Here is a 20,807-nt window from a genome sequence, read left to right as displayed (position 1 = left end):
GACATACAGCTGTCATTTGCCGATCTAACTTTGGGGAAAACTAAAAGTCATGAAAAATAAAACAATCCCTTCATTCAGTATAATTGGCCTTGCCATCCGTACGAGCAACCAAGATGGACAGGCAGCTAAGGACATTCCGGAACTTTGGAGCCGCTTTTTTAAAGAAGATGTATTAAGCCGTATTCCCAATAAGATATCCAGCGAACTCTACTGTATCTATACCGAATATGAAAAGGATCACACCTTACCTTATACCACTTTCTTGGGCTGTAAAGTGAGCAATCTTGAAGAAGTGCCCGAAGACTTGGACGGTATTCATATTGCTGAAAATCATTACCAACACTTTACTGCAGAAGGAAGTTTAGAAGATGGCATCGTTTATGAAACTTGGCAAAAGATATGGAGTTCGGATTTACCAAGAACGTATGCCGCAGACTTCGAAATATATGGCGAAAAAGCCCAAAATCCACAAGATGCAAAGGTGGATATATATATAGGTATCCATTAGCGGTATACCGTAACAAAAAGTATGTCTTAAGGTATTTATCATTTATTTTAAACTAAATAACCCTTACCTTTGTGCCGATTTAAAGAAAAACATTATGCAAGGCAATACGACATACAGAAAAAAAGTTGTTCGATATAGCTATTTAAAATTAATTGGAAGTTCAGCTCTCGTTAGTATCATTTGTTGCTTATTGGCATACAGCCTCAAGCACAGCACAGGTTATGTACAGGAAGAATTGTTTGAAAGAGTATCTTCCTGGAATCCTAAACTGTTTATTATTCTACCCAGCATAGGTATTACAGCTATTTATTTCTTACGGAAATACGCTTTTCAAAACAGAAAAAATAAAGGGATCAAAGAAATCTATACAACATTGGAAACAAGAAAAGACCATTTGCCTTTTTTTAAGATTCCTTCACATTATATCAATGGTTTTCTAACTGTAATTTTCGGTGGTTCAACCGGTGTTGAAGTCTCCACAGTTGTTGCCACAGCTACAGTAGGCAACCAAGCGTATAAGAGATTACATCCGGCTTGGGCCTACAAAACCGAGTTGATCTGCGCAGGCGTAATTGCTGGAGTCACACTGTTGTTTGGAAGCGCATTGGGTGGTTTTCTTTTTGCTTTTGAGGTAATTGCACGGAGATATAATAAGACTTTACTCATTAGTGGACTAACTTCAATGGCTGTGGCGTCCGTATTTGTTTATTACCTTGACGCAAGTCCTTTATTTACATTTGAGGTAAAAGCATGGCGATGGCAGGCGATCCCTTTTGTCGCTATTTTAGGACTGATTGGCGGGATTTTAGCGTTATATTTTACTAAAATTGTTATTTATGCAAAGTCCTATTTTGCAGGCATAAAAAGTAATTTTATCCGTGTCAACTTGGGCGCAATTACCGTTGGGACGTTTATCTTTTTCTTGCCGGCACTTTATGGCGATAGCTATCATGGCCTTGGGGAGATTCTAAAAAGTAGCCTCCATGATTCCATAAATTTAGCTTACTTTCTTCCGCTGATCCTGCTTGTTCTCTTAAAACCTTTTGTAGCCTCTTTGACCTTAGGTGCAGGTGGTGATGGCGGTGTATTTGCACCCAGCATTGTAACAGGGGCATTATTAGGCGTTTTGTTTGCCCAACTTTGCAATCATTACCTAGGCACACAATTGGTGGTTATAAATTTTGCTCTTTTTGGTGCAGCGGCAATGCTTTCGGCAGCAATACATGCCCCTTTTACAGCAATCTTTATTATCGCAAGTCTTGTTCCGGGTGGCTATTTGCTTCTGGCACCGCTACTTATTAGCAGTTTTATTGCGAAAGCGCTAGCTAAAAAACTATATCCCTATAACGTATACACCTATAAGGAAGTAGCAACAGCCAAACCATTTTAATCTCACTTATTGATCAACAAAACATGATCAAATTATAATAAAAGGGCTCCTTAAATACATTTAAGGAGCTCTTTTCATAATTTAATCTTCCCTACTCCCATCATCAGCCATACGGACAATCTTTGGAAGGAACTTGGCCACAACATCAATGAGGTCCTTTTGCGATGCCATTACAGTATGGATATCTTTATAGGCCATTGGCGCTTCATCCATCCCTGCACCAATTAACGTAATTCCTTTATCTGTAAGAATCTCTTTAAGCTCATGAGAAGATAGGGTTTTAATCGCTTGTGTACGGCTCATCAATCGCCCTGCCCCATGAGATGCCGATTGAATAGCACTCAACTCGCCTTTTCCGCGCACCAAAAAACCTGGTGTAGCCATGGAGCCTGGAATAATCCCCATTACCCCTTTTGCAGCTGGCGTAGCCCCTTTTCGATGGACAATTACCTCCCGACCATTCCAGGTTTCCTTCCATGCAAAATTGTGGTGGTTTTCAACTTTTGCAAGTAATTCTGCCCCTAAAGCCGACTTAATTTTTTCATGAATCACTTCATGGCAGGCTGACGCGTAATCACCGGCGAGATTCATAGCCAACCAATACTCTTGCCCTTCATGGCTGTCCAGGTCCAAATAGGCCAGATTTTCCGCTTGGTAAGGCAACTTACATAAGGATTTAGCCAACTTGGTATAATGTGCCGCAATGGTAGCGCCCATTCCTCTTGAACCTGAATGTGTCAGTAAGCCTAAATATGCTCCGCTATCAATGTTCAAAACCTCATCTCTTTCTTCAAATTCGACGATACCAAACTCCACGAAGTGATTTCCACCACCTGAAGATCCCAATTGTGTCCAGGCTTTATCTTTCAATGAAGAAAGCAAACTGTTCTCCCTAAACAATTTGTTATCTAGCACCTCATGATCTACACGTTCATGTCTCAAATATCCATTACCAGCTCCAAACTTACTATTGCGCATAATAACTTCCTTCAAAGCCGTCAAATTATGTTCGAGAATTGACGCTGGTAGATCGAAGATTGACAAAGCCATACGACAGCCAATATCGACACCAACACCGTAAGGAATCACGGCATTATTGGTCGCTAGTACACCTCCGATTGGTAATCCATACCCTTGATGCGCATCCGGCATCAGCGCTCCGGCAACTGAAACAGGCAATTTCATAGCGATATTCATCTGTACCTTTGCCCCGGTTTCGATTTCAGATGCGCCATAGATCGTATATTCCGCCGGAGTCTCGTTCAATGCAATTAACGACTTATCAACAGCCTCTTGTCCAAGTATGGCATGGGCCAAAATTCCGAAAACAGCATCTTCTGAATACCCGGTCGGATCTTCCAGGACAGACTTGAACTTTTCGAGCATTTCTACCCGCGTAAAACCGTGTCTTTTACTGTTGATTTTCAATGCAACACCCAAAGTATGATTCTCTTTATATCCTAATGCAATTAAATCATTGCCATTTATTCTTTTATTTTCCATTTTTTTACTTTCTTTTTTGATGGAGCAGCCATACAACTTCTCCAAAGCAGGTAACAACATCTCTTTACGTTGCTACCTGCATCTCTTTCAACATTTTAATCTTTTATTTCACAAACAATTGCTTGAGCTGATCAACAATCTGTCCATTTCCGGAAACCGAAATCGTATTGATCTTTTCAGCAATCTTTTCGACATATTCCATTTCCTTCAATTTAAACAACATACTGTTTTCTTCCATCAGCTTCGCAGTATTCAACAAACTCCGTGTTGAAGCAGTCTCTTCACGACGCATAATGCTATTTGCCTGCGCCCTCTTCTCCGCAATCAACACCTGGTTCATGATGTCCCGCACATCTCCTGGTAAAATAACATCTTTAACGCCACAGGTCAACAGTGTTATACCCAAGCCCGCGACTTGTGGCAATGTGTTTTCTAAGACATAGCCCTGTATTTCAGTCTTTCGCTCCATCAACTCGTCTAAAGTCATCTGGCCAATATAGGACCGTAAGGTCAACTGCATCAACGAATACAATTGCTTTTCATATTCTTTATTATCCAATAGCGCTTTGACAATATCCACAATCTGATATTGCAGCGTGAAATTGATTCTGATCTGTGCCTTATCTTTGGACAAGATCTCCTGTCCTACCACTTCCAATGTCAAGACCCTCATATCAGCTTTTAAAATCGCTATGGTTTTTGCATTCTTCCACCAACAATACGTTCCCGACTTCAAAATATCCACAAACACACCGTCTACAAAAAGCAGCGCTTTCTCATTTGGTTCAATCTTATATTGACGTACATAATAGCCTAAGCTCTGCTTCTCCAGCAATTGACGATTAACAGATGCAGGGATCTCAATCTCCGTAATGTCTTCTAATTGAAATCTGCGTTCGCGCAATTCCTGCCAAAAAACATGCCTGCCAGACGCTAACGTCTTTTCAAAATTACCATTCAAAAAAACAAGACAGATCTCCGTATCACCTACTTCAACGATATCGACCAATTCGCGAAAACCTGTCAACTGCAACAGTACATCAACATTGCGACCGGAAGGAAATGGATGAGTAATCGTGTACTTCTCCAGTTTTTCACCAAATCCCAACCAGTAGTTACCGGATTTCAAAACACGGATCACCGCATTGCTCTTAACAACCAATCCGATTTCGTCTGTAGTTAGCTGTACTCTTTTCATTGTATATTCTTTTAAATTTTCTTCATTTCTATTATAAAACCTGCTATTTTTTATCCCTTGACCTCAAGCGGGATTCGAAAGTCCTGGTACCCTTTTTTAAAATCAAAAGTCGATGAACAAATACCCCATCTTATTGTCATGACGTTTTATTATAAACGCAGATACCTCACTTAGGAATCTCAGGCCATCAATCAATTGCTCAATCGCATGAAAACAGCCTATAAGCAGGATAAAAGATAGCAAGCTTCTACCAAATGACCTTTTTGAAGAAAGTCTTAACTTTGAATGTCCGAATGGACAGTTCGATGCAATACCCTTATGCTATTCCATCCGAAAATGGAAGTGGGATTCGAACCCACACGATTGTGTTGTTATTCTAACCTGACTGAACTATCCTGATTGCTCAGGAGTAGGAATCGAACCTACGACCCACAACTAACTGCTTTGCTCTACCCTTGAGCTACCTTTTTTACAGGAGAGGATTCGAACCTCTAACACGAGCACTTTCCTTTCAACTTCTCGTTTTATCAGTATATTGAAACTCATAGAGAACAATACTAACCTGCTATACTGAAACAGGTGACCAGGATGCAATCTGAAGAAGAAAGGCTCTTTTATACTTCATAATAAAGTATATATCTTAAAGCTTTTCGCTATAATTTCCATCAAAGAACGTTTGTCATTGTTGACATTACAAATATCATTGGTTTAATACGCAGGGAATTTGCGTAACAATAAAAAGAAATAAGAAAAACTCATATAAAATTATATAGCTCTGATATACAGGTAATAAAAATAAATAATTGTTGTAAAAAAAGATTAGAAGTCCTGAACTACGCAAATTCATTGCGTCTTAAATCGACATGGTAGACTTACGGCCCGCTGCATTATTTCAAAAAGAATGGAAAATTAGATTTTTTGATGAATATTCTGTTGAATATAGTGGTAATCCGTGATCATGTTATCCAATTTATATCCTAATTTTATTCCAATATTAAGACGATATCAAAAAATGAAAAGTTTATATGCAACAATAGGGCTGTTTTGCATGTTAGCAAGCTGTGCAAATTCAGCGCAAGACCATAAAAGCACTACTGCAAATCATCCTGCAAAGCAAATACCATTCAAAGACAGCACAAGGACAGCGGAGCAAGACACGGCAGTGGGTCAGAATCAGCAAGCAGAAGCTTGGTTGAAAGGAATTTTTCAATGTACAGGTTCCGCATCTGGAAAATATTGTTACTATCTGGATAAAGAGGACGCATTATGTACCAAGCGATTCCAAGACTTTTTAAAAGATGCGAATGAAATTTACGGCCCCTCCAACCTCACAGATGAAGAACTACCCAAAGCTGAGGCAGCTTATAAGGCCAAATGGGGAAAAATCTACCCCTTATATACGGAGGAAACCTGGTTATTTGGAAGAGGTAATGACGACGCATTGGATATCAAGGATGTCAAAGTCGACAAAGTAACTGAAAGCAAATTTATCGTATTTATTGATTACGGTAATGACATCCGAACCAAAAATGAAGTTCAATTGGTCAATGAGCAAGGTTCTTATAAAATAGATTACTGCAAGACGACTTTCCTACACTAAACGTTATCCCCCAGCATTGAAAATGCCAATTTTCTAGACGATAAATTGGCATTCTCAATTTATGATTATTTGCTACTTTCAATTAAGCTTGGGAACTATTGTTCCATTTGACCACATTTCCCTGATGGATAAGCCCATAGACGGTTGAGATGCGAGAAACTGCTTCTGCAGAACAACTCGCATCGACAAAAAGGAGGCTAGCATCATCTCCAACTTTCGGCCATACGGAATTCCCTTGATCATCAAGCGGAATTTTGCCATTGGTCGCATAACGAAGGCAACGGGATAACTCGAATTCAGTTTCATAACCATATAATTCCGCAGCTAGATTGGCTTTTTGAAGCATATTACCGCTACCGAAAGTACCCCAATGGTCCTGAACATTGTCGTTTCCTACAAAAACTTCCACTCCCGCTTTTTTCAGTTCCCGAAATGGCATCAACATATTGCGAAAAGGAACCGAACTGCAGATACCAACTTTCGCTTCTGCCATTCGTTCGGCCGTATGTGCTAAGTCCTTTTTCGGCATGTAGCCTAAGGCGAAAGCATGACTGATAAATGTACGTCCCTGCAATGCCGGATTTTCCAATGCTTTATCAATCAAATAATGTATGGTCTTAACACCTGATTCCCCACCCTCATGCAAGTGGATATCGATTCCTTTGTTATTATCCAATGCAAGTTGAACTGTCAAGTCCATCGGTTTCTCAATACTGCCGTCAATACTAAAGGGATCCAAACCACCAATAAAATCCACCTGCCCCCATTTTGCTACCTCCTCCATAAGTTTCGCCGATTCTGTATAATATAGGCCATGCTGGGGGAATGCAACCAGTTCTGCAGCAAATGAATATTTTAAATGTTCCAGCGCCTGTAACAAATGCTCCAATGACTTTGTTCCCGATGTTGGATCTACATTAAAATGCGTACGTGCAAAATTTGTTCCGTAGCCCTGTAAAAGCGCGATTAATTTTTCGGCCCGTTCGACAGAGGTTTTCAACAACTCGGGGATGATCACCTGTTCCTTGGCAATCATATCTTTTACAGTCCTATTTTTTGGAAATAGCGCCTTCCAGGGCAGACCATATAAGGTTTTGTCCAAATGAATGTGCATGTCACGGAATGGCGGCAATGCCAATTTACCTTTCACATCAAAAGCTTTTCCATTCGCTACCGATTGCGCTGGCTCAATACTTTTTATTTTATTTGCTTCAATTTGAATGTCAAACAATGCTGTTTTTGTAGCAACAATTTCCTCATGCTCATAAAGAAAGCCTGTTTCTAGCAATACATTCTTCAACAAATATGTCTCTTGATTCTGATTGATCTCATTCATACCTATATCATTTTTACCAAAGCTAAGTGATTTGAGACAATGATCTTTGTACGAATTATCACAGCTTGTGTAGATATTATGGCTGCGCTTTAAACTGGCTTGGCGTCATATTCGTATGACTTTTAAAAAACTTGCTAAAGCTTGCATTATCGTAAAACCCTAAATCAAAGACAATAGCTTTGATCGTTTTATCCGAAATTTTAAGCAACCGCTTTGCTTCCAGTAACACACGTTCCTGAATCAAAAATGAAGCTGATTTCTGTAAAACCCGATTACTTAACACATTCAGATAATTTGCCGAAATATTTAGCTTTTCGGCATAAAAAGCGACTGATTTTTCACTTTTATACCATTCATCGATAAGCTGCACAAATTTTGCCATAATTGGATTAGCCTGATATTGTTCATAATCATCATAATTATCCTGAACGATCTTGCTGATCAGAAGCGTAATTACTTTGACCCGTGCGTAAATCAATTCCCATAGGATCTCACCATCCTGTAAATCATCTGCAATTGCCTTGAATTCTGTCAATAACGACTGAAAATTGGTCGTTGAAAGATCTATGACCAAATGCTTAAGATAATAAGAAATAGGAAATCGCAACGCAGGTAATAAACTTTCGAACCAATGTCTGCTGATCATGAGCTGCAGTGCATAGGTAGGATCAGCCATCTGCCACTGATGTACCTGTCCCGGAAAAACCAGATGTAGCTGATTTGAGCCTAGTACAAAACGGTCAAAATCTATTGTATGTGTACCTACAGACTCCTGGAATAATAAAAGGATAAAAAAATCGTGTTTGTGCGGTTCACTAATTTCTCTAGGGCCAATGAGTTCATGAAAAAGTAAATCGCGGTCAGCGATAATCCCTTCCTGAAATTTCTGCAGGTCTAATATTGGAAAATGGTCGTTGGGTTGATACATAAACAGTATTCCAAAGATAGTATCTAAATATTAAAACAAAAAACAAAAGCTAGTGAGAGCTGGTAACAATGCTAAAAATTACGACTAACTTATGACCAACTTCGTCCTGTAAGCACAGTGAGTCCACAGTAAGTCCACGTTGAGTCCACCTTTTCTAAGTGTATTTACTATGTCTACATCGTACAGACATACTACTTACAGTCCGAAGTTGATTACTCGTAGTCCATAATTTGTTCAAACGAAACTCTTATTGTTTGGACTCCCTGTATAAAAGAAAATTGTTACGATTATAACTATTGTTTAATATAAAAAAATGTTACTTTAACGCAGTTGCTAGGGTATCAAGCGATATTGAATGCCGACGCCCCATAACTAATTTAAAATTGAGAAATGCAAATCGAAATCGGTCGTATATTTTATGAAATAGTTCCCTGGAATAAAGATTATATCCAAATTTCGGGTAGTTCATCACCCTATCGTGTACATGCTCCGGCACATTGCGATGTTGCTTTCCTTAAAGAGTACATCAAGTTAAACCCTCCAGAAAGTAAATCGGAAGGTATATCCTATTCCTATCTAGAAGCCCCCTACTACCTATTTGGAAAACCTTATTTGGTCAAGATCTATCCTTCCACAACGCTAGCAACCGTTGAACTGACAGCTACAAGTATATGTGTATATCAAAAGAAGAGCACGAATACATTGAAATTACTGCACAAATGGAGTCAGGAATTACTCTACCATGAAATAATCAAGCAGATTGCTTATTGGGAAGAACAGTTGGATATATATGATGTAGCTACAGTAACCATCCATAAATTATCCAAAAACGATTTTAGAATCGTTGAAGGTGGATTTCATTTTTCAAATCGACTCATTAATTTCGAAAAAGAACACATCAATCTAATTATTCTAAAGGCTTTCTGTAAATTTGCTCATAAGACGCGAAAAGAAACAGAAGCAATTTTCAGTTTATATATTCCAAACTGGAGAGATCTTTATTAGTACAGCATAATAAGATGACAGAAATTAACATCAGAATCCAACTAAAAAAAGACGATTTAATCATACCATTCAGCAGTCAAGATCTTATACCATTCATCGACAAACATCAGCAAGAAATCAATGATTACGTTATCGAGCAATTGGAAGATAAAGATGGGGCACCGCATTTAAGTGACTTTAGCGTAAGTGGATTGACTTTTTATACAAATATTACCGAAGGTTCATTTAGACTTCATTTTAAAATTGATCGTCAATTTTGCTGCAGTGATCTCTCATCGTGTCAAATGGATTATATAGACTTTAAGTTTAATAAATCAAATGATAGTATCACACTAACTGGAAGTTATACTGTTTGGACAATTCAATAAAAGATATGCGAGTACCCGAACGTTATCAAGTTAATACAAGTTCATTTTCTTTTTATTGGTCGAAGGGTCTTGGTGTCGAATTGCTTCGCAAATTGCCAACGAAACTTTCCATGGCTGCTGCCGATCAATTTACTCCTTTACTCTATCAATTTGACAATAGCTGCGACCAACTTGTCGAGCAGCTACACCTAAAAATTGGTTTCCATCAAGGTCAACAACTGCTTAAAGATGCACTTGCAGGCAAGCCTATTAATGCAGCATACGAACATGTATTGCTGAATTTTTTAAATACATTAGATCTCAGCCCTTCTTGGTTAGATTGGAATAAAATAGAACAAGGCATTGGGCTCAGTCAACGTTCTGGTTTATCAGGACTTATTGTGTTACGGGATTATGTCCTCATGGGGGGCTATGAATCCAGCGCGATCAATAAACCTTTGATCTTTACGGGGGCACTAAAAAAAGGCGCTGTCAAACGGCTCACCGAAACGGTAACCTTTTGGGTTGATATCACAGGCGATGATGCACTGAAAAAGGGTAATATTGGCATAGAGGCCATTCTACTCACCCGATGTATCCATTCGTATGCGCGATTAAACATCCTAAAGCACGGTCAGTGGCAAACAGAAAAATGGGGTATTCCATTAAACACATGGGATATGCTTGCAACCAATCTTGGATTTTCTCTTGTTTACCTAACAGGACTAAAACGCATGAAATTCAATGTATTGAAAAACGAGGTTGAAGGTTTATTCCATGTCTGGAAATTTATCGGAACATTGCTGGGTATTCCAATGCAACTTCTCCCCGACACAGAGGAGCAAGCTATTGAAGCTTTGTATTATTGGACCATGACACAACAATCAGGAGATCAGGATAGTTTAGCTTTAGCAAAAGCGCTTATGGAAGAGCCCATTAAAGCAGCCTACCCCACAAACAAATGGGGACGAAAGCTCATGCGCGAAATTCATCTCTACTACAATCATTATCTATTGGGAGACTACTCGTGTTCACTATTGGGTTTAAAGAAGACGGTACTCGGTAAAATTGCTTATGTGAATATCTTAAAAAATAAAAAAGCAAATCGTATGGTTACCGACAGCTTATGGCGACAACAACAAATTGACAAAGGAAGAAAAGTACACGAAGGCGTGAAACAAATCTATCTGAAATACAATTAACCAACGTTGCGCTCGTAAGGCACCCGTGTCGCAATGGAGCGTCCCAGGGTCAGCTCATCGACATATTCCAGCTCACCACCAAAGGCTATACCGCGGGCAATCGTTGTAATTTTTACATCAAACTCACGCAATTTACGGTATAAATAAAAAATGGTGGTATCCCCTTCCATTGTTGCTGAAAGGGCCAAAATAACTTCTTCTACCTCACCTCTTTGGATTCGATTAATTAACCCTTCGATTTTTAGATCAGCAGGGCCAATACCATCCATAGGCGAAATTAATCCTCCCAAAACATGATATACACCTTGATAGGAATTTGTATTTTCGATGGCCATCACATCTCGCGTGTCTTCTACAACACAGATCAAACTTTTATCGCGTTTGAATGAGGCGCATATCTCACATATACTGTGGTCAGAAATATTGAAACATTCTTGGCAATATTGAATATCTTCTTTCAAGCGATCGATAGAGGCCGTAAAACGCGCTACATCTGCGTCGGATTGCTTCAACAGATGCAAAACCAGTCTTAATGCCGTCTTTTGTCCCACGCCAGGTAATTTTCCAAATTCGGCCACTGCGTTCTCGAGAAGTTTAGAAGAAAAATTCATAATGCAAATGTAAGAATAATCAGAAAAAGTAGCTAGTATTAAAAAAATAGCTATATTGTATTCCTTTTTGAAAAATTAGGTTTTAAAAATTAAATGTATAACGTTATATATGGACATTACAAAAGAAGATAAAATTATCCGCGCATTTGAAAACAAAACATGGCAGGAAATTAAAGTAAAAGACTCATGGCAGATTTTTAAAGTGATGTCAGAGTTTGTGGATGGGTTTGAGAAATTGGCAAAAATTGGCCCCTGTGTTTCAATATTTGGATCAGCACGTACCCCGCGCGAACACAAATATTATCAAATGGCAGTAGATATTGCTAGCTTATTGACGGAACGCGGTTATGGTATTATCTCCGGTGGTGGACCGGGTATTATGGAGGCAGCCAATAAGGGCGCCTACGAATCTGGAGGTAAGTCTGTTGGTCTAAACATTGAATTACCATTCGAGCAATTTCACAACAAATATATTGACCGCGACAAATTGCTTGAATTTAAGTACTTCTTCGTCAGAAAGGTCATGTTTATGAAGTATTCTCAAGGGTATATTGTTATGCCTGGAGGTTTCGGAACCATGGACGAACTTTTTGAAGCAATCACACTGATTCAAACCGGTAAAATTGCACGTTTTCCAATCGTATTGGTCGGCTCTGAATATTGGAAAGGATTAATGGACTGGGTTCAAAATACAATGATTTCAAACAAATATATCAGTGAAGAGGATTTAAAACTGTTTCGAATTGTGGATACAGCCGAGGAAGCAGCTGATCATATTTTCCGATTCTACGATAAATACTTGTTGAAACCAAACTTCTAAGAAGCACCACTTCAAAAAAGGAGTATCTGTTGATTCAGATACTCCTTTTTTTTGTCTATTCGAAGCTGCTATCCTTTGTAAAATACGCGTTTAGCTGCTTAAAGCCAGCTTTTATATATTAAAGTTGCATTATTCATAATTTAGTCCCTACATTTATAGCGAAATTAGCATTTCACGTCGTATAACCATAGAAAAACAAATTATTGTCTTGCATGAAAGATTTTGGAGGCCATTCAGATGAAGAGTTGATCGTGTTGATTCAACAAGACGATAGCTTAGCTTTCGAAGCTTTGTATGATCGCTATTGGAAAAAGCTTTATTACCAGGCGGCCCGCAAAACAAATTCACTGGAAGATGCGCAGGAAATCGTACAAAATATCTTTACTTCTCTTTGGCTGAGACGCCATCAACTCCAAATTGAAAGCAATCTCGCCTCCTATCTCGCCGTGGCCGTTAAATACAAAGTATTTAAATATCTGGCACAACAATACAAGCAGGAAGCTTTTAAGCATGATACGGAATGGGTAGATTTTGATAACTCGACGGAAAATTGGCTTCAGTTTGAAGAGCTTCGTGTTCGGCTAGATCAGCTTGTTTCGGAACTGCCTGAAAAATGCCAGCTTGTTTTCAAATTATCCCGCGAAGAAGGACTCTCCTATAAACAGATCGCTGAAAGTATGAACATCTCTGTGAAAACTGTCGAAACCCAATTAAGCCGTGCCTTAAAAAAAATACGCGCTGGTATTCAGCGCTTTCTGATTACTTTGTAATTTTTTTTCTCTTCTTGTCAGGGTATCAGCCCAATTTAGGGACTCTATATATAAATAACCCCTAAATATGGTTGATCATAATCAATTCCGGATAAAGCAATTGGCTTATAAATGGCTTCAAGGCACATGTACCCCTGAAGAAGAAGCCGAACTGCAACAATGGTATGAAACAAGTAATGGCGAACCTCTCCCTATCCCCGAGGAGCTCGCAACAGATGAACAACAACTCAAAGAGCTGTTATTCTTAAATATAAAGCAGGAAATCCAAGCGTCAAAAATCAAGCGAATTCCACAATGGATGAAATTGGGTGGAATAGCTGCTGCTTTGGCACTGTTATTTATATTGCCCCTTTACCTTGTTAAAAGAACAACCGGAGATAGCCCGCAGGTAGCCGTGAAGACACAACAGCAAGTTCATCCGGGCATTAAAGCAGCCGTATTAACTTTAGCCGATGGAACTAAAATTGACCTTTCTGCCCACCAAAAGAGCGTTCTCCATCAGGATGAACAGGTGAAAGTTGTTACAACTGCTTCCGGAACCGTGCAATATCAATTTACAGCCAGTAAGAATACTGCTGCTAGCCGTACCAATACCATTGAAACGCCGATTGGAACAGAGTATACGATAATTTTGGCCGATGGCAGTAAGGTGTGGCTAAACGCTGGCTCCGTTTTGACATTTCCTGAATCTTTTGCGTCGAATAGCCGTGAAGTAAAATTATCGGGTGAAGCCTATTTTGAAGTCAGCCACGATAGTAAGCGACCATTCTATGTGCGATCCAATGAACAAACCATCCGCGTATTCGGAACCCATTTTAATGTAAGCTCCTATCCAAATGAAAACAATAAAACCACACTTATAGCGGGTTCTGTACAAGTCTCGCAATTCGGCAAGTCAAAAATGCTGAAACCTGGTCAAGCAGCATTTACTACAGGCGGGAATCTTATCGTAGCAGAAGCCAATATCGAAGAGGCAATGGCCTGGAAAAATGGCTTTTTCTATTTTGAATCGACACCAATAAAAGATGCACTCGCTGCCATAAAACGCTGGTATAATGTAGATATTGTCTATAAAGGAACAAATGAAAAGCGTGAACTGACAGGAAAAATAAAACGTAATTCAACGGCCCAGCAACTGGTTGAGACCCTCAACTTCCTGGATATAAAATGTCGATTGCAAAACAATAAAATTGAAGTTGAACTCTAAATTATTTAATATAAAACAAACTTACCCAACTAATTATGTATAAACTTAAAACCATCCAAGGGGCTGGTAAAAAGGCAAAACTATTTGCTGCTTTACTTGCGATCCAATGCGTTTCCCATGCAAATAATTTGGCGATGGCGAATGTAAACCAAACTAAAATAAAGTTACAAGACAAGGAATACACTTTGGCAAAGTTTGCTAAAGAGATCGAGCGTCAGAGTTCTTATGTGTTTCTGTACGATAACTCACAGATTAATGATAACCAAAAAATCCGAATAAACCATAAAGATGGTTCTATTGTTGAAATTCTGGATGACAACCTAAAAGAGCTATCGTATTCTTATAAAATTGTCAACAACACCATTGTCCTAAAAAGGAAAACAGATGACATGCCCTCAAGAAACACGATTAATGTACAAAAGCTTGTCAAAGGACGTGTTTCCGATAGCGATGGTAAAGCATTAACAGGGGTAACAATCCGCAATACAACAACAGGTAAACAAACGGAAACAGACAGCAAAGGTGAATTCTCGATTGAAGCGACCTCTACACATCAACTCAGCTTTAGTTCGATAGGTTATGAGACTATCAGTAGTACGGTAGGCTCCAATAGCTTCCTCAACGTGCAGATGAAAACTGCCAACAACCAACTGGAACAGATCGTTGTGGTCGGTTTTGGAACACAGAAGAAAAAGGACATCACGGGAGCCATTGCAACCATGAGCACAAAGGATATTGAAGATCGCCCTGTGACCCAACTGGCGAGTGCCATGGAAGGTAAAATGGCGGGGGTAGAAATTGTAAAATCCTCCGGACAACCTCAAGCTGGCTTCTCCATTCGAGTTCGCGGAACCTCAACAATCACTGCAGGTAGCAATCCATTATACATTGTAGATGGTGTTCCTACTGAAAATATATCGGAGCTCAATCCATCAGATATTCAAAGCATTTCGGTATTAAAAGACGCTGCTTCTGCCGCTGTCTATGGATCTTCAGGAGCCAATGGCGTTGTGTTGATTACGACCAAAAGAGGAACAAACGGTAAGACACAGGTAAATTTCGAAACCTATCAGGGATTTTCAGCCATCAGAAAAAAGCCTAGCGTTCTAAATGCGGTACAGTATAGAGAATTAATGACTGAGATGGGAGAAGCCTTGGATTGGTCGAAATATACCGCTGATACGAACTGGCCAGATCAGCTATTCCGCACCGGCCACAGCCAAAAATACCAGGCTTCAGTACGCGGTGGAGATGAAAAGACAGGGTTTTACATCTCTGGATCTTATCAAAAAGATAATGGTACGGTCATCACCAATACAGTAAACAAGGTCAATTTTAAGGTTAATTTGGATCACCAGATCAATAAAATCTTTAAAGTTGGAACAAGCTTATCTTACAACCGTTGGTACGATGTGGACATTAACGAGAACTCCCGAAATGGGGTCATCATGAATGCTTACCTGGGCTCTCCAGTCATCGGCATATACGGTGATAAGGGGGCTTTCACAGTAGATCCATTCTATACGGATCTTGACAACCCCGTTGCATTGGCAACAGGCAACGAGCACAGTTATATCAACAACAGATTTACAGGAAATGCCTTTGTGGAGGCTAATATCCTACCGGGACTAAAATTCAAATCGCTGTTTGGGTATGAGAAATTTAACAACCAGTACCGCACTTTTGTAGATCCGTTCCGCACGACAGAGGGTAGAAAATATAAAGGAATGGCGACGCTCCAGCAGCAGGACAATCAGTATTGGATGTCCGAAAATACATTAAACTATGACAGAACTTTTAGTGACAAGCACCACTTCACAGGTTTATTAGGTTATATTACCACTAAAACACAAACAACAATCTCAAATATTGCTACCCAGAATTTTGCTAATCCAGCGATTCACACCGTCAATGGAGGTTCGATGATTACGGCGATGCCAACAGCGATAGATGCTGCTGTATCCACTGTCTCCGGCATTGCAAAAATCGGTTATGATTATAACGACAAGTACTTATTTACAGCAAATCTGAGAGCTGACGCCTCATCTGTATTTGGGCCTAATAACCGTTGGGGTTACTTCCCTTCTTTCTCTGCCGGCTGGCGTTTATCCAATGAAGATTTCTTCAGTTCGCTGAAAAACACAGTAAACGATTTGAAAATCCGCGCTAGTTGGGGTAAGGTTGGAAATAGCCAAATCCCGGCCTTTTCCTATCTTGGTTTAGTTGACGTCACGGGATCGTACAATATCGGCGATCAGGTTGTACCGGGGTATACACCCTCTACCTTGGACAACCCCAATCTAAAATGGGAAACGACAAACCAGACCGACATTGGTGTGGATGCCAGTTTCTTTAATTCTAGATTGATATTTGGTGCAGATTATTATGCAAAAAGGACTGTAGGCCTACTTCTCAACTCAAGAGTTCCGTATAGTTCCGGTTATAGAACTGCGCTGAAAAACCTCGGCGACCTACAGAATAGAGGTTTCGAATTCGAATTGAGTAGCCGAAATTTCGTTCACGATTTCAAATGGAATACAACAGTCACCTTTGGGCTCAATCGCAATAAAGTACTGAATATTGATGGCGGAACCTACTATGACGGAAATATTGATGGCCGTGGCAATAGTACGATTGCAAAAGAAGGGGTTGCATTGGGATCATTCTGGGGTTACGTCGCGAAAGGCGTCAATCCAGAGACCGGAGATATGATCTATCAGATGGCCGACCCTGAAGCAGGTCTTCAAACGAGTGATATGGCTATCATTGGTAATGCTACACCAAAATTCTCTTATGGCATGACAAATGATTTTAGTTATAAGAACTTCAGCTTTTCTTTTTTCTTACAGGGTGTACAGGGAAATGATATCCTTAATGCGACACGTATTTATACAGAGGGTATGTGGGAACCGAGAAACCAAAGTGCTGCCGTGTTAAACAGATGGACAGTCAATAACAAAAATAGTACTATGCCACGTCCGGATCTAAACAATACAGATGACAACTACAATTCACAGATTTCTTCCCGTTTTGTAGAGAAAGGTTCCTACCTCAGGATAAAATCGATGACTTTGGCCTATACCCTACCTAAACAAGTGCTTGAAAGATGGAAGCTCAATAAGGTCCGTTTTTATGTAACAGGCGAGAATCTGTTAACATTCACAAAATACTCAGGTCTAGATACTGAGGTAAGCATGTATGGGGGAACTAACCAGGAAACCGTGAGCTCCAATATGGCGCCGGGCATCGATTTTGGTACTTCGCCGCAGGCACGCACCTTTATTGTTGGTTTAAACCTAACTTTTTAACCTTTTAGCTTACAAACAATGAAATCAAATAGATATACGTCATTAGCCATCGCCTTATTGGCTTCTCTTGCTCTAAATTCCTGCAAAAAGTTTTTAGATCTTCAGCCTACCTCCACGGTAACGAGTGAAAATGCCTATCTCACCGGAGACAATATTGAGAAAGCATTAAACGGGGCCTATAATTCTTTTATAGGCAATGGTACTCGCCCAGGAAGCAATGCCAATTATTATCAATGGGAAATGATTTTACAGACCGATATCCGTTCGGACAATGCGCATGCTGCCGGTGGTGGCGAAATAGATTTTGCACAAATTGACTATAATACCATTACCAATACCAATGAAATGGTACGCAGGGATTGGGAAGAACTGTATGGAGCAATCTCAAAATGCAATATCGTTATCGACAATGTTGATAAAGTCACAGATCCTACCTTTTCGGATGAAAGACGCAAACAAATTCTTGGAGAAGCTTCATTTTTAAGAGCCTTCCATTATTATCAATTGGTCAAACTTTACGGTGGTGTCCCCTTGGAAAAACACTCCAACAGTACTGATGCCGAAGTATTACGCATCAAGCGATCAACTGTAGAGGAGGTTTATGATTTTATAGATTCGGATCTACAGGTGGCCGCAAACAATCTTCCCGATGGATTTGGACAAGCCTCTATTGACAAGGTTAGAGCTACAAAAGGTGCTGCAAATGCCTTGCTGACCAAGATATGGGCACAACGCCCTGATCGAGATTACAATAAGGTCTTGCAATACGCCGATGCAGTGATTACTGGAAAAGGTGGCTATCAGCTCCTTCAAAACTATGCGGATCTTTTTGACGGTAAACATAACTATAACAGTGAATCTATCATAGAGATTCCCTACATCGCCGGCAGTCCCAATCTAAGCTGTTGGGGTGGCGCATTCTTTTTCCCGGATCTTGATGAAAATGGCCAAATCAACGAAAACGAATGGCGCCGGTATGGCACACCTTCGACAGATCTAGTCGAAGCTTATGACAACGCTGGCGACACTGAACGAAAGAATGCCAACATCTGGTTTTTCTCTGTCCCTTGGGCAGATGAGTTCTGGAACCCTTGTGGAGATGCCGATACAGAAATCCCATTTAATGTAAAGCAAAAACATGCCAACAGCTTCCAAAGTGGCGATCATTTTTACCTTTTGCGGCTTGCGGACATCATTCTGCTTAAAGCAGAGGCTCAAAACGCCTTGGGAAATACTTCTGGTGCGATAAACACCATTAATGTCATACGTCATCGCGCAGGGCTGTCAGATTTATCCGGTGTCAGCTCCAGTTCACTAAAGGCCATCATTCTCAACGAGCGCCGATTGGAACTTGCTTTCGAAGGTCAACGTTGGGATGATTTAAATCGTTATGGTGTCACGGTAGATGTAATGAATAAACTAAATGAAATAAAATTTACATGCGATAACGGCAAACAGAGCAACCCTACGCTGATTAAGTATAATTTTAACCAAAATAGCCTGCTCCTTCCAATACCATTATTGGAACTGCAGGCAAATCCGAGCCTGACTCAAAATCCAGGCTATTAATTAGACCAAGCATAGGCTGTTCAAAGGATTAATTCCTTGAACAGCCTTTTTTACTAATATACTTTATTATGACTCGTTTTAAATCACTGGATATTTTCCGTGGGTTTACACTCGCGGCTATGATTCTCGTCAATAATCCCGGCAACTATCATCATGTATTTCCTCAACTTGAACACTCCATCTGGCATGGATGTACGTTTACAGATCTTATATTTCCATTTTTCTTATTTGCTGTTGGAAACTCCATGGCATTTTCTTTAAAAAATAGCGATCAACAGGCTCCATCAGCCTATTGGCAAAAAGTTGCGAAAAGAACGGGCATCCTTTTTATGCTGGGCATCTTTTTAAATGTTTTTCCTTTTGTTGAATGGAATAGCCTTCACAAGCTGGAATGGATTCCATTTGCCAAGTACAGGTATTTCGGCGTATTGCAACGTATCGCTATCTGTTATTTCAGTTGCGCCATGTTAATATATTATTTTAAAGATAAAGGCACAATTATCATCGGTGTGGCATTTCTCTTGTTCTATTGGTTGATTTGCTACTATAGTAATCCATCGGATCCTTATAGTTTGGAGGGTTGGTTTGGAACGGCACTGGATATCCGAATCTTTGGTGCATCCCATCTCTATCACGGCGAGGGAACAGCGTTTGATCCAGAGGATATCTGGAGCGTATTACCGGCCATCAGTCAAACGATATTCGGGTATATTACCGGAAAGTACATTATTCAAAAACTAACAGGAAAAAGGGAGCTGATGAACTTATTTATCGTAGGTCTGTCCTTTATCCTGATAGGCTATCTATGGTCATTTGTTTTTCCTATTAATAAGAAGATCTGGACCAGCAGCTACGCCGTATTCAGCACTGGAATTGCACTCTCTTTTCTCGGTATATTAATCTATCTTATCGAATTTCAAAACATCAGAGGGAAAATTTACACTGTCCTTGACGATTTCGGCAAGAATACACTATTTATCTATTGTCTTAGCGGATTAATCCCAACTATTTTTTCTTTTATTCTTATCGGGGATACGCATCAAAATCTTTGGAACTTGAGCTACCATTTCCTGTTTGATAGCTGGCAAAACCAACGATTATCCTCCGCCCTATTTGCGCTGCTATTTGTCGCTTTGAATTGGTTGATCGCATATTGCCTACGGAAGAAAAAGATCTATATCAAAATCTAGGTCAACGTACCTTTGGATTAAAATAAGCAATCTGAATAATAGGGATAAAAAAAAGGGCCAAGGCCCTTTTTATATATAAAGATATGGATAAGATATACCGCAGCTACTTTTAGAAAACGCCCCATCTTTGTTTTACTAATTCCGCTATTACAGTATGCTGACACTAAAATAGCTCAAACTAACTATACAGAGAAAAAACTTAGGGGGACAAAGGGGGGACAAAAACTAATCAATTGAAAAACAGTAAATTGAAACACATGTTTAAATTAAAAAAAACGTTATTTTATGTTGAATAATCGAAATAAAAGTAATACT

General features: G+C 39.7%; 17 protein-coding genes and 1 tRNA gene. 12 read left to right on the top strand and 6 right to left on the bottom strand.

The window, feature by feature from the left end; all coding sequences use genetic code 11:
• Positions 1 to 49 precede the first annotated feature (49 nt).
• Together GVK91_RS01975 and GVK91_RS01970 are read left to right on the top strand one after the other, a co-directional pair.
• Positions 50 to 508 carry a GyrI-like domain-containing protein gene (locus GVK91_RS01975; RefSeq protein ID WP_153847347.1) on the top strand — a complete coding sequence of 153 codons (459 nt, stop codon included), beginning with the start codon at positions 50 to 52 and terminating at the stop codon, positions 506 to 508.
• 94 nt (positions 509 to 602) lie between these two features.
• Positions 603 to 1,898 (top strand): chloride channel protein, encoded by a 1,296-nt coding sequence (locus GVK91_RS01970; RefSeq protein WP_153847348.1) that lies wholly within the window; start codon positions 603 to 605, stop codon positions 1,896 to 1,898.
• A gap of 81 nt (positions 1,899 to 1,979) precedes the next feature.
• On the opposite strand, the gene GVK91_RS01965 is transcribed toward GVK91_RS01970, so the two are convergent.
• From GVK91_RS01965 to GVK91_RS01955, 3 genes are all read right to left on the bottom strand, one after another.
• Entirely contained in the window at positions 1,980 to 3,401 is a 1,422-nt protein-coding gene (locus GVK91_RS01965) for an RtcB family protein (RefSeq protein WP_159726655.1), read from the bottom strand.
• Positions 3,402 to 3,504: 103 nt separating this feature from the next.
• On the bottom strand, positions 3,505 to 4,599 hold the full coding sequence (locus GVK91_RS01960; RefSeq protein ID WP_159726653.1) for a slipin family protein: 1,095 nt from the start codon (positions 4,597 to 4,599) through the stop codon (positions 3,505 to 3,507).
• A gap of 403 nt (positions 4,600 to 5,002) precedes the next feature.
• Positions 5,003 to 5,064: transfer RNA gene (locus GVK91_RS01955), tRNA-OTHER, on the bottom strand.
• A 547-nt stretch (positions 5,065 to 5,611) separates the two neighbouring features.
• Between GVK91_RS01955 and GVK91_RS01950 the strand changes: the two genes are divergently transcribed.
• Positions 5,612 to 6,199, top strand: a complete 588-nt coding sequence (locus GVK91_RS01950) for a hypothetical protein (protein ID WP_227550276.1) — start codon at positions 5,612 to 5,614, stop codon at positions 6,197 to 6,199.
• An 82-nt stretch (positions 6,200 to 6,281) separates the two neighbouring features.
• Here the strand turns inward: GVK91_RS01950 and GVK91_RS01945 are convergent, their stop codons facing one another.
• The gene (locus tag GVK91_RS01945) at positions 6,282 to 7,535 is read right to left on the bottom strand and encodes an amidohydrolase (protein WP_159726651.1); all 1,254 of its coding nucleotides are present in this window, start codon (positions 7,533 to 7,535) and stop codon (positions 6,282 to 6,284) included.
• Between the two features lie 76 nt (positions 7,536 to 7,611).
• Entirely contained in the window at positions 7,612 to 8,463 is an 852-nt protein-coding gene (locus tag GVK91_RS01940; RefSeq protein WP_159726649.1) for an AraC family transcriptional regulator, read from the bottom strand.
• 390 nt (positions 8,464 to 8,853) lie between these two features.
• Between GVK91_RS01940 and GVK91_RS01935 the strand changes: the two genes are divergently transcribed.
• From GVK91_RS01935 to GVK91_RS01925, 3 genes are read left to right on the top strand one after another with little or no spacing between them, the layout of a single operon-like run.
• Entirely contained in the window at positions 8,854 to 9,468 is a 615-nt protein-coding gene (locus GVK91_RS01935; RefSeq protein WP_153847353.1) for a hypothetical protein, read from the top strand.
• 14 nt (positions 9,469 to 9,482) lie between these two features.
• The gene (locus GVK91_RS01930; RefSeq protein WP_153847354.1) at positions 9,483 to 9,836 is read left to right on the top strand and encodes a hypothetical protein; all 354 of its coding nucleotides are present in this window, start codon (positions 9,483 to 9,485) and stop codon (positions 9,834 to 9,836) included.
• A gap of 5 nt (positions 9,837 to 9,841) precedes the next feature.
• A complete protein-coding gene (locus GVK91_RS01925) occupies positions 9,842 to 11,017 on the top strand; it encodes an oxygenase MpaB family protein (protein WP_159726647.1) in 1,176 nt (391 codons plus the stop codon).
• Here the strand turns inward: GVK91_RS01925 and recR are convergent.
• The gene (recR, locus tag GVK91_RS01920; RefSeq protein WP_088161620.1) at positions 11,014 to 11,628 is read right to left on the bottom strand and encodes a recombination mediator RecR; all 615 of its coding nucleotides are present in this window, start codon (positions 11,626 to 11,628) and stop codon (positions 11,014 to 11,016) included. The two genes, GVK91_RS01925 and recR, sit on opposite strands and share 4 nt — an antisense overlap.
• A gap of 115 nt (positions 11,629 to 11,743) precedes the next feature.
• Here recR and GVK91_RS01915 point away from each other — a divergent pair, with 115 nt between their 5' ends.
• From GVK91_RS01915 to GVK91_RS01890, 6 genes are all read left to right on the top strand, one after another.
• On the top strand, positions 11,744 to 12,448 hold the full coding sequence (locus GVK91_RS01915) for a TIGR00730 family Rossman fold protein (RefSeq protein WP_167512255.1): 705 nt from the start codon (positions 11,744 to 11,746) through the stop codon (positions 12,446 to 12,448).
• A gap of 212 nt (positions 12,449 to 12,660) precedes the next feature.
• Positions 12,661 to 13,218 (top strand): RNA polymerase sigma-70 factor, encoded by a 558-nt coding sequence (locus GVK91_RS01910; RefSeq protein WP_159726644.1) that lies wholly within the window; start codon positions 12,661 to 12,663, stop codon positions 13,216 to 13,218.
• 67 nt (positions 13,219 to 13,285) lie between these two features.
• Positions 13,286 to 14,425 carry a FecR family protein gene (locus GVK91_RS01905; RefSeq protein ID WP_159726642.1) on the top strand — a complete coding sequence of 380 codons (1,140 nt, stop codon included), beginning with the start codon at positions 13,286 to 13,288 and terminating at the stop codon, positions 14,423 to 14,425.
• A gap of 35 nt (positions 14,426 to 14,460) precedes the next feature.
• A complete protein-coding gene (locus GVK91_RS01900) occupies positions 14,461 to 17,733 on the top strand; it encodes a TonB-dependent receptor (protein ID WP_159726640.1) in 3,273 nt (1,090 codons plus the stop codon).
• Between the two features lie 18 nt (positions 17,734 to 17,751).
• Entirely contained in the window at positions 17,752 to 19,302 is a 1,551-nt protein-coding gene (locus GVK91_RS01895) for a RagB/SusD family nutrient uptake outer membrane protein (protein ID WP_159726638.1), read from the top strand.
• A 68-nt stretch (positions 19,303 to 19,370) separates the two neighbouring features.
• A complete protein-coding gene (locus GVK91_RS01890; protein ID WP_153847360.1) occupies positions 19,371 to 20,492 on the top strand; it encodes an acyltransferase family protein in 1,122 nt (373 codons plus the stop codon).
• Positions 20,493 to 20,807 lie beyond the last annotated feature (315 nt).

Origin of the sequence: Sphingobacterium sp. 18053 (assembly GCF_902706145.1) — a bacterium.
GTDB lineage: Bacteria > Bacteroidota > Bacteroidia > Sphingobacteriales > Sphingobacteriaceae > Sphingobacterium > Sphingobacterium paramultivorum.
Note: the sequence above shows the minus strand (reverse complement) of the source record. Positions and strands in the feature narration are given on the sequence as shown.

What these genes read in the sequence shown, in the direction of transcription:
- GVK91_RS01975 (WP_153847347.1), top strand. Translation starts at nt 50, where the DNA reads ATGAAAAATAAAACAATCCCTTCATTCAGTATAATTGGCCTTGCCATC.
- GVK91_RS01970 (WP_153847348.1), top strand. Translation starts at nt 603, where the DNA reads ATGCAAGGCAATACGACATACAGAAAAAAAGTTGTTCGATATAGCTAT.
- GVK91_RS01965 (WP_159726655.1), bottom strand. Translation starts at nt 3,401, where the DNA reads ATGGAAAATAAAAGAATAAATGGCAATGATTTAATTGCATTAGGATAT.
- GVK91_RS01960 (WP_159726653.1), bottom strand. Translation starts at nt 4,599, where the DNA reads ATGAAAAGAGTACAGCTAACTACAGACGAAATCGGATTGGTTGTTAAG.
- GVK91_RS01950 (WP_227550276.1), top strand. Translation starts at nt 5,612, where the DNA reads ATGAAAAGTTTATATGCAACAATAGGGCTGTTTTGCATGTTAGCAAGC.
- GVK91_RS01945 (WP_159726651.1), bottom strand. Translation starts at nt 7,535, where the DNA reads ATGAATGAGATCAATCAGAATCAAGAGACATATTTGTTGAAGAATGTA.
- GVK91_RS01940 (WP_159726649.1), bottom strand. Translation starts at nt 8,463, where the DNA reads ATGTATCAACCCAACGACCATTTTCCAATATTAGACCTGCAGAAATTT.
- GVK91_RS01935 (WP_153847353.1), top strand. Translation starts at nt 8,854, where the DNA reads ATGCAAATCGAAATCGGTCGTATATTTTATGAAATAGTTCCCTGGAAT.
- GVK91_RS01930 (WP_153847354.1), top strand. Translation starts at nt 9,483, where the DNA reads ATGACAGAAATTAACATCAGAATCCAACTAAAAAAAGACGATTTAATC.
- GVK91_RS01925 (WP_159726647.1), top strand. Translation starts at nt 9,842, where the DNA reads ATGCGAGTACCCGAACGTTATCAAGTTAATACAAGTTCATTTTCTTTT.
- recR (WP_088161620.1), bottom strand. Translation starts at nt 11,628, where the DNA reads ATGAATTTTTCTTCTAAACTTCTCGAGAACGCAGTGGCCGAATTTGGA.
- GVK91_RS01910 (WP_159726644.1), top strand. Translation starts at nt 12,661, where the DNA reads ATGAAAGATTTTGGAGGCCATTCAGATGAAGAGTTGATCGTGTTGATT.
- GVK91_RS01905 (WP_159726642.1), top strand. Translation starts at nt 13,286, where the DNA reads ATGGTTGATCATAATCAATTCCGGATAAAGCAATTGGCTTATAAATGG.
- GVK91_RS01900 (WP_159726640.1), top strand. Translation starts at nt 14,461, where the DNA reads ATGTATAAACTTAAAACCATCCAAGGGGCTGGTAAAAAGGCAAAACTA.
- GVK91_RS01895 (WP_159726638.1), top strand. Translation starts at nt 17,752, where the DNA reads ATGAAATCAAATAGATATACGTCATTAGCCATCGCCTTATTGGCTTCT.
- GVK91_RS01890 (WP_153847360.1), top strand. Translation starts at nt 19,371, where the DNA reads ATGACTCGTTTTAAATCACTGGATATTTTCCGTGGGTTTACACTCGCG.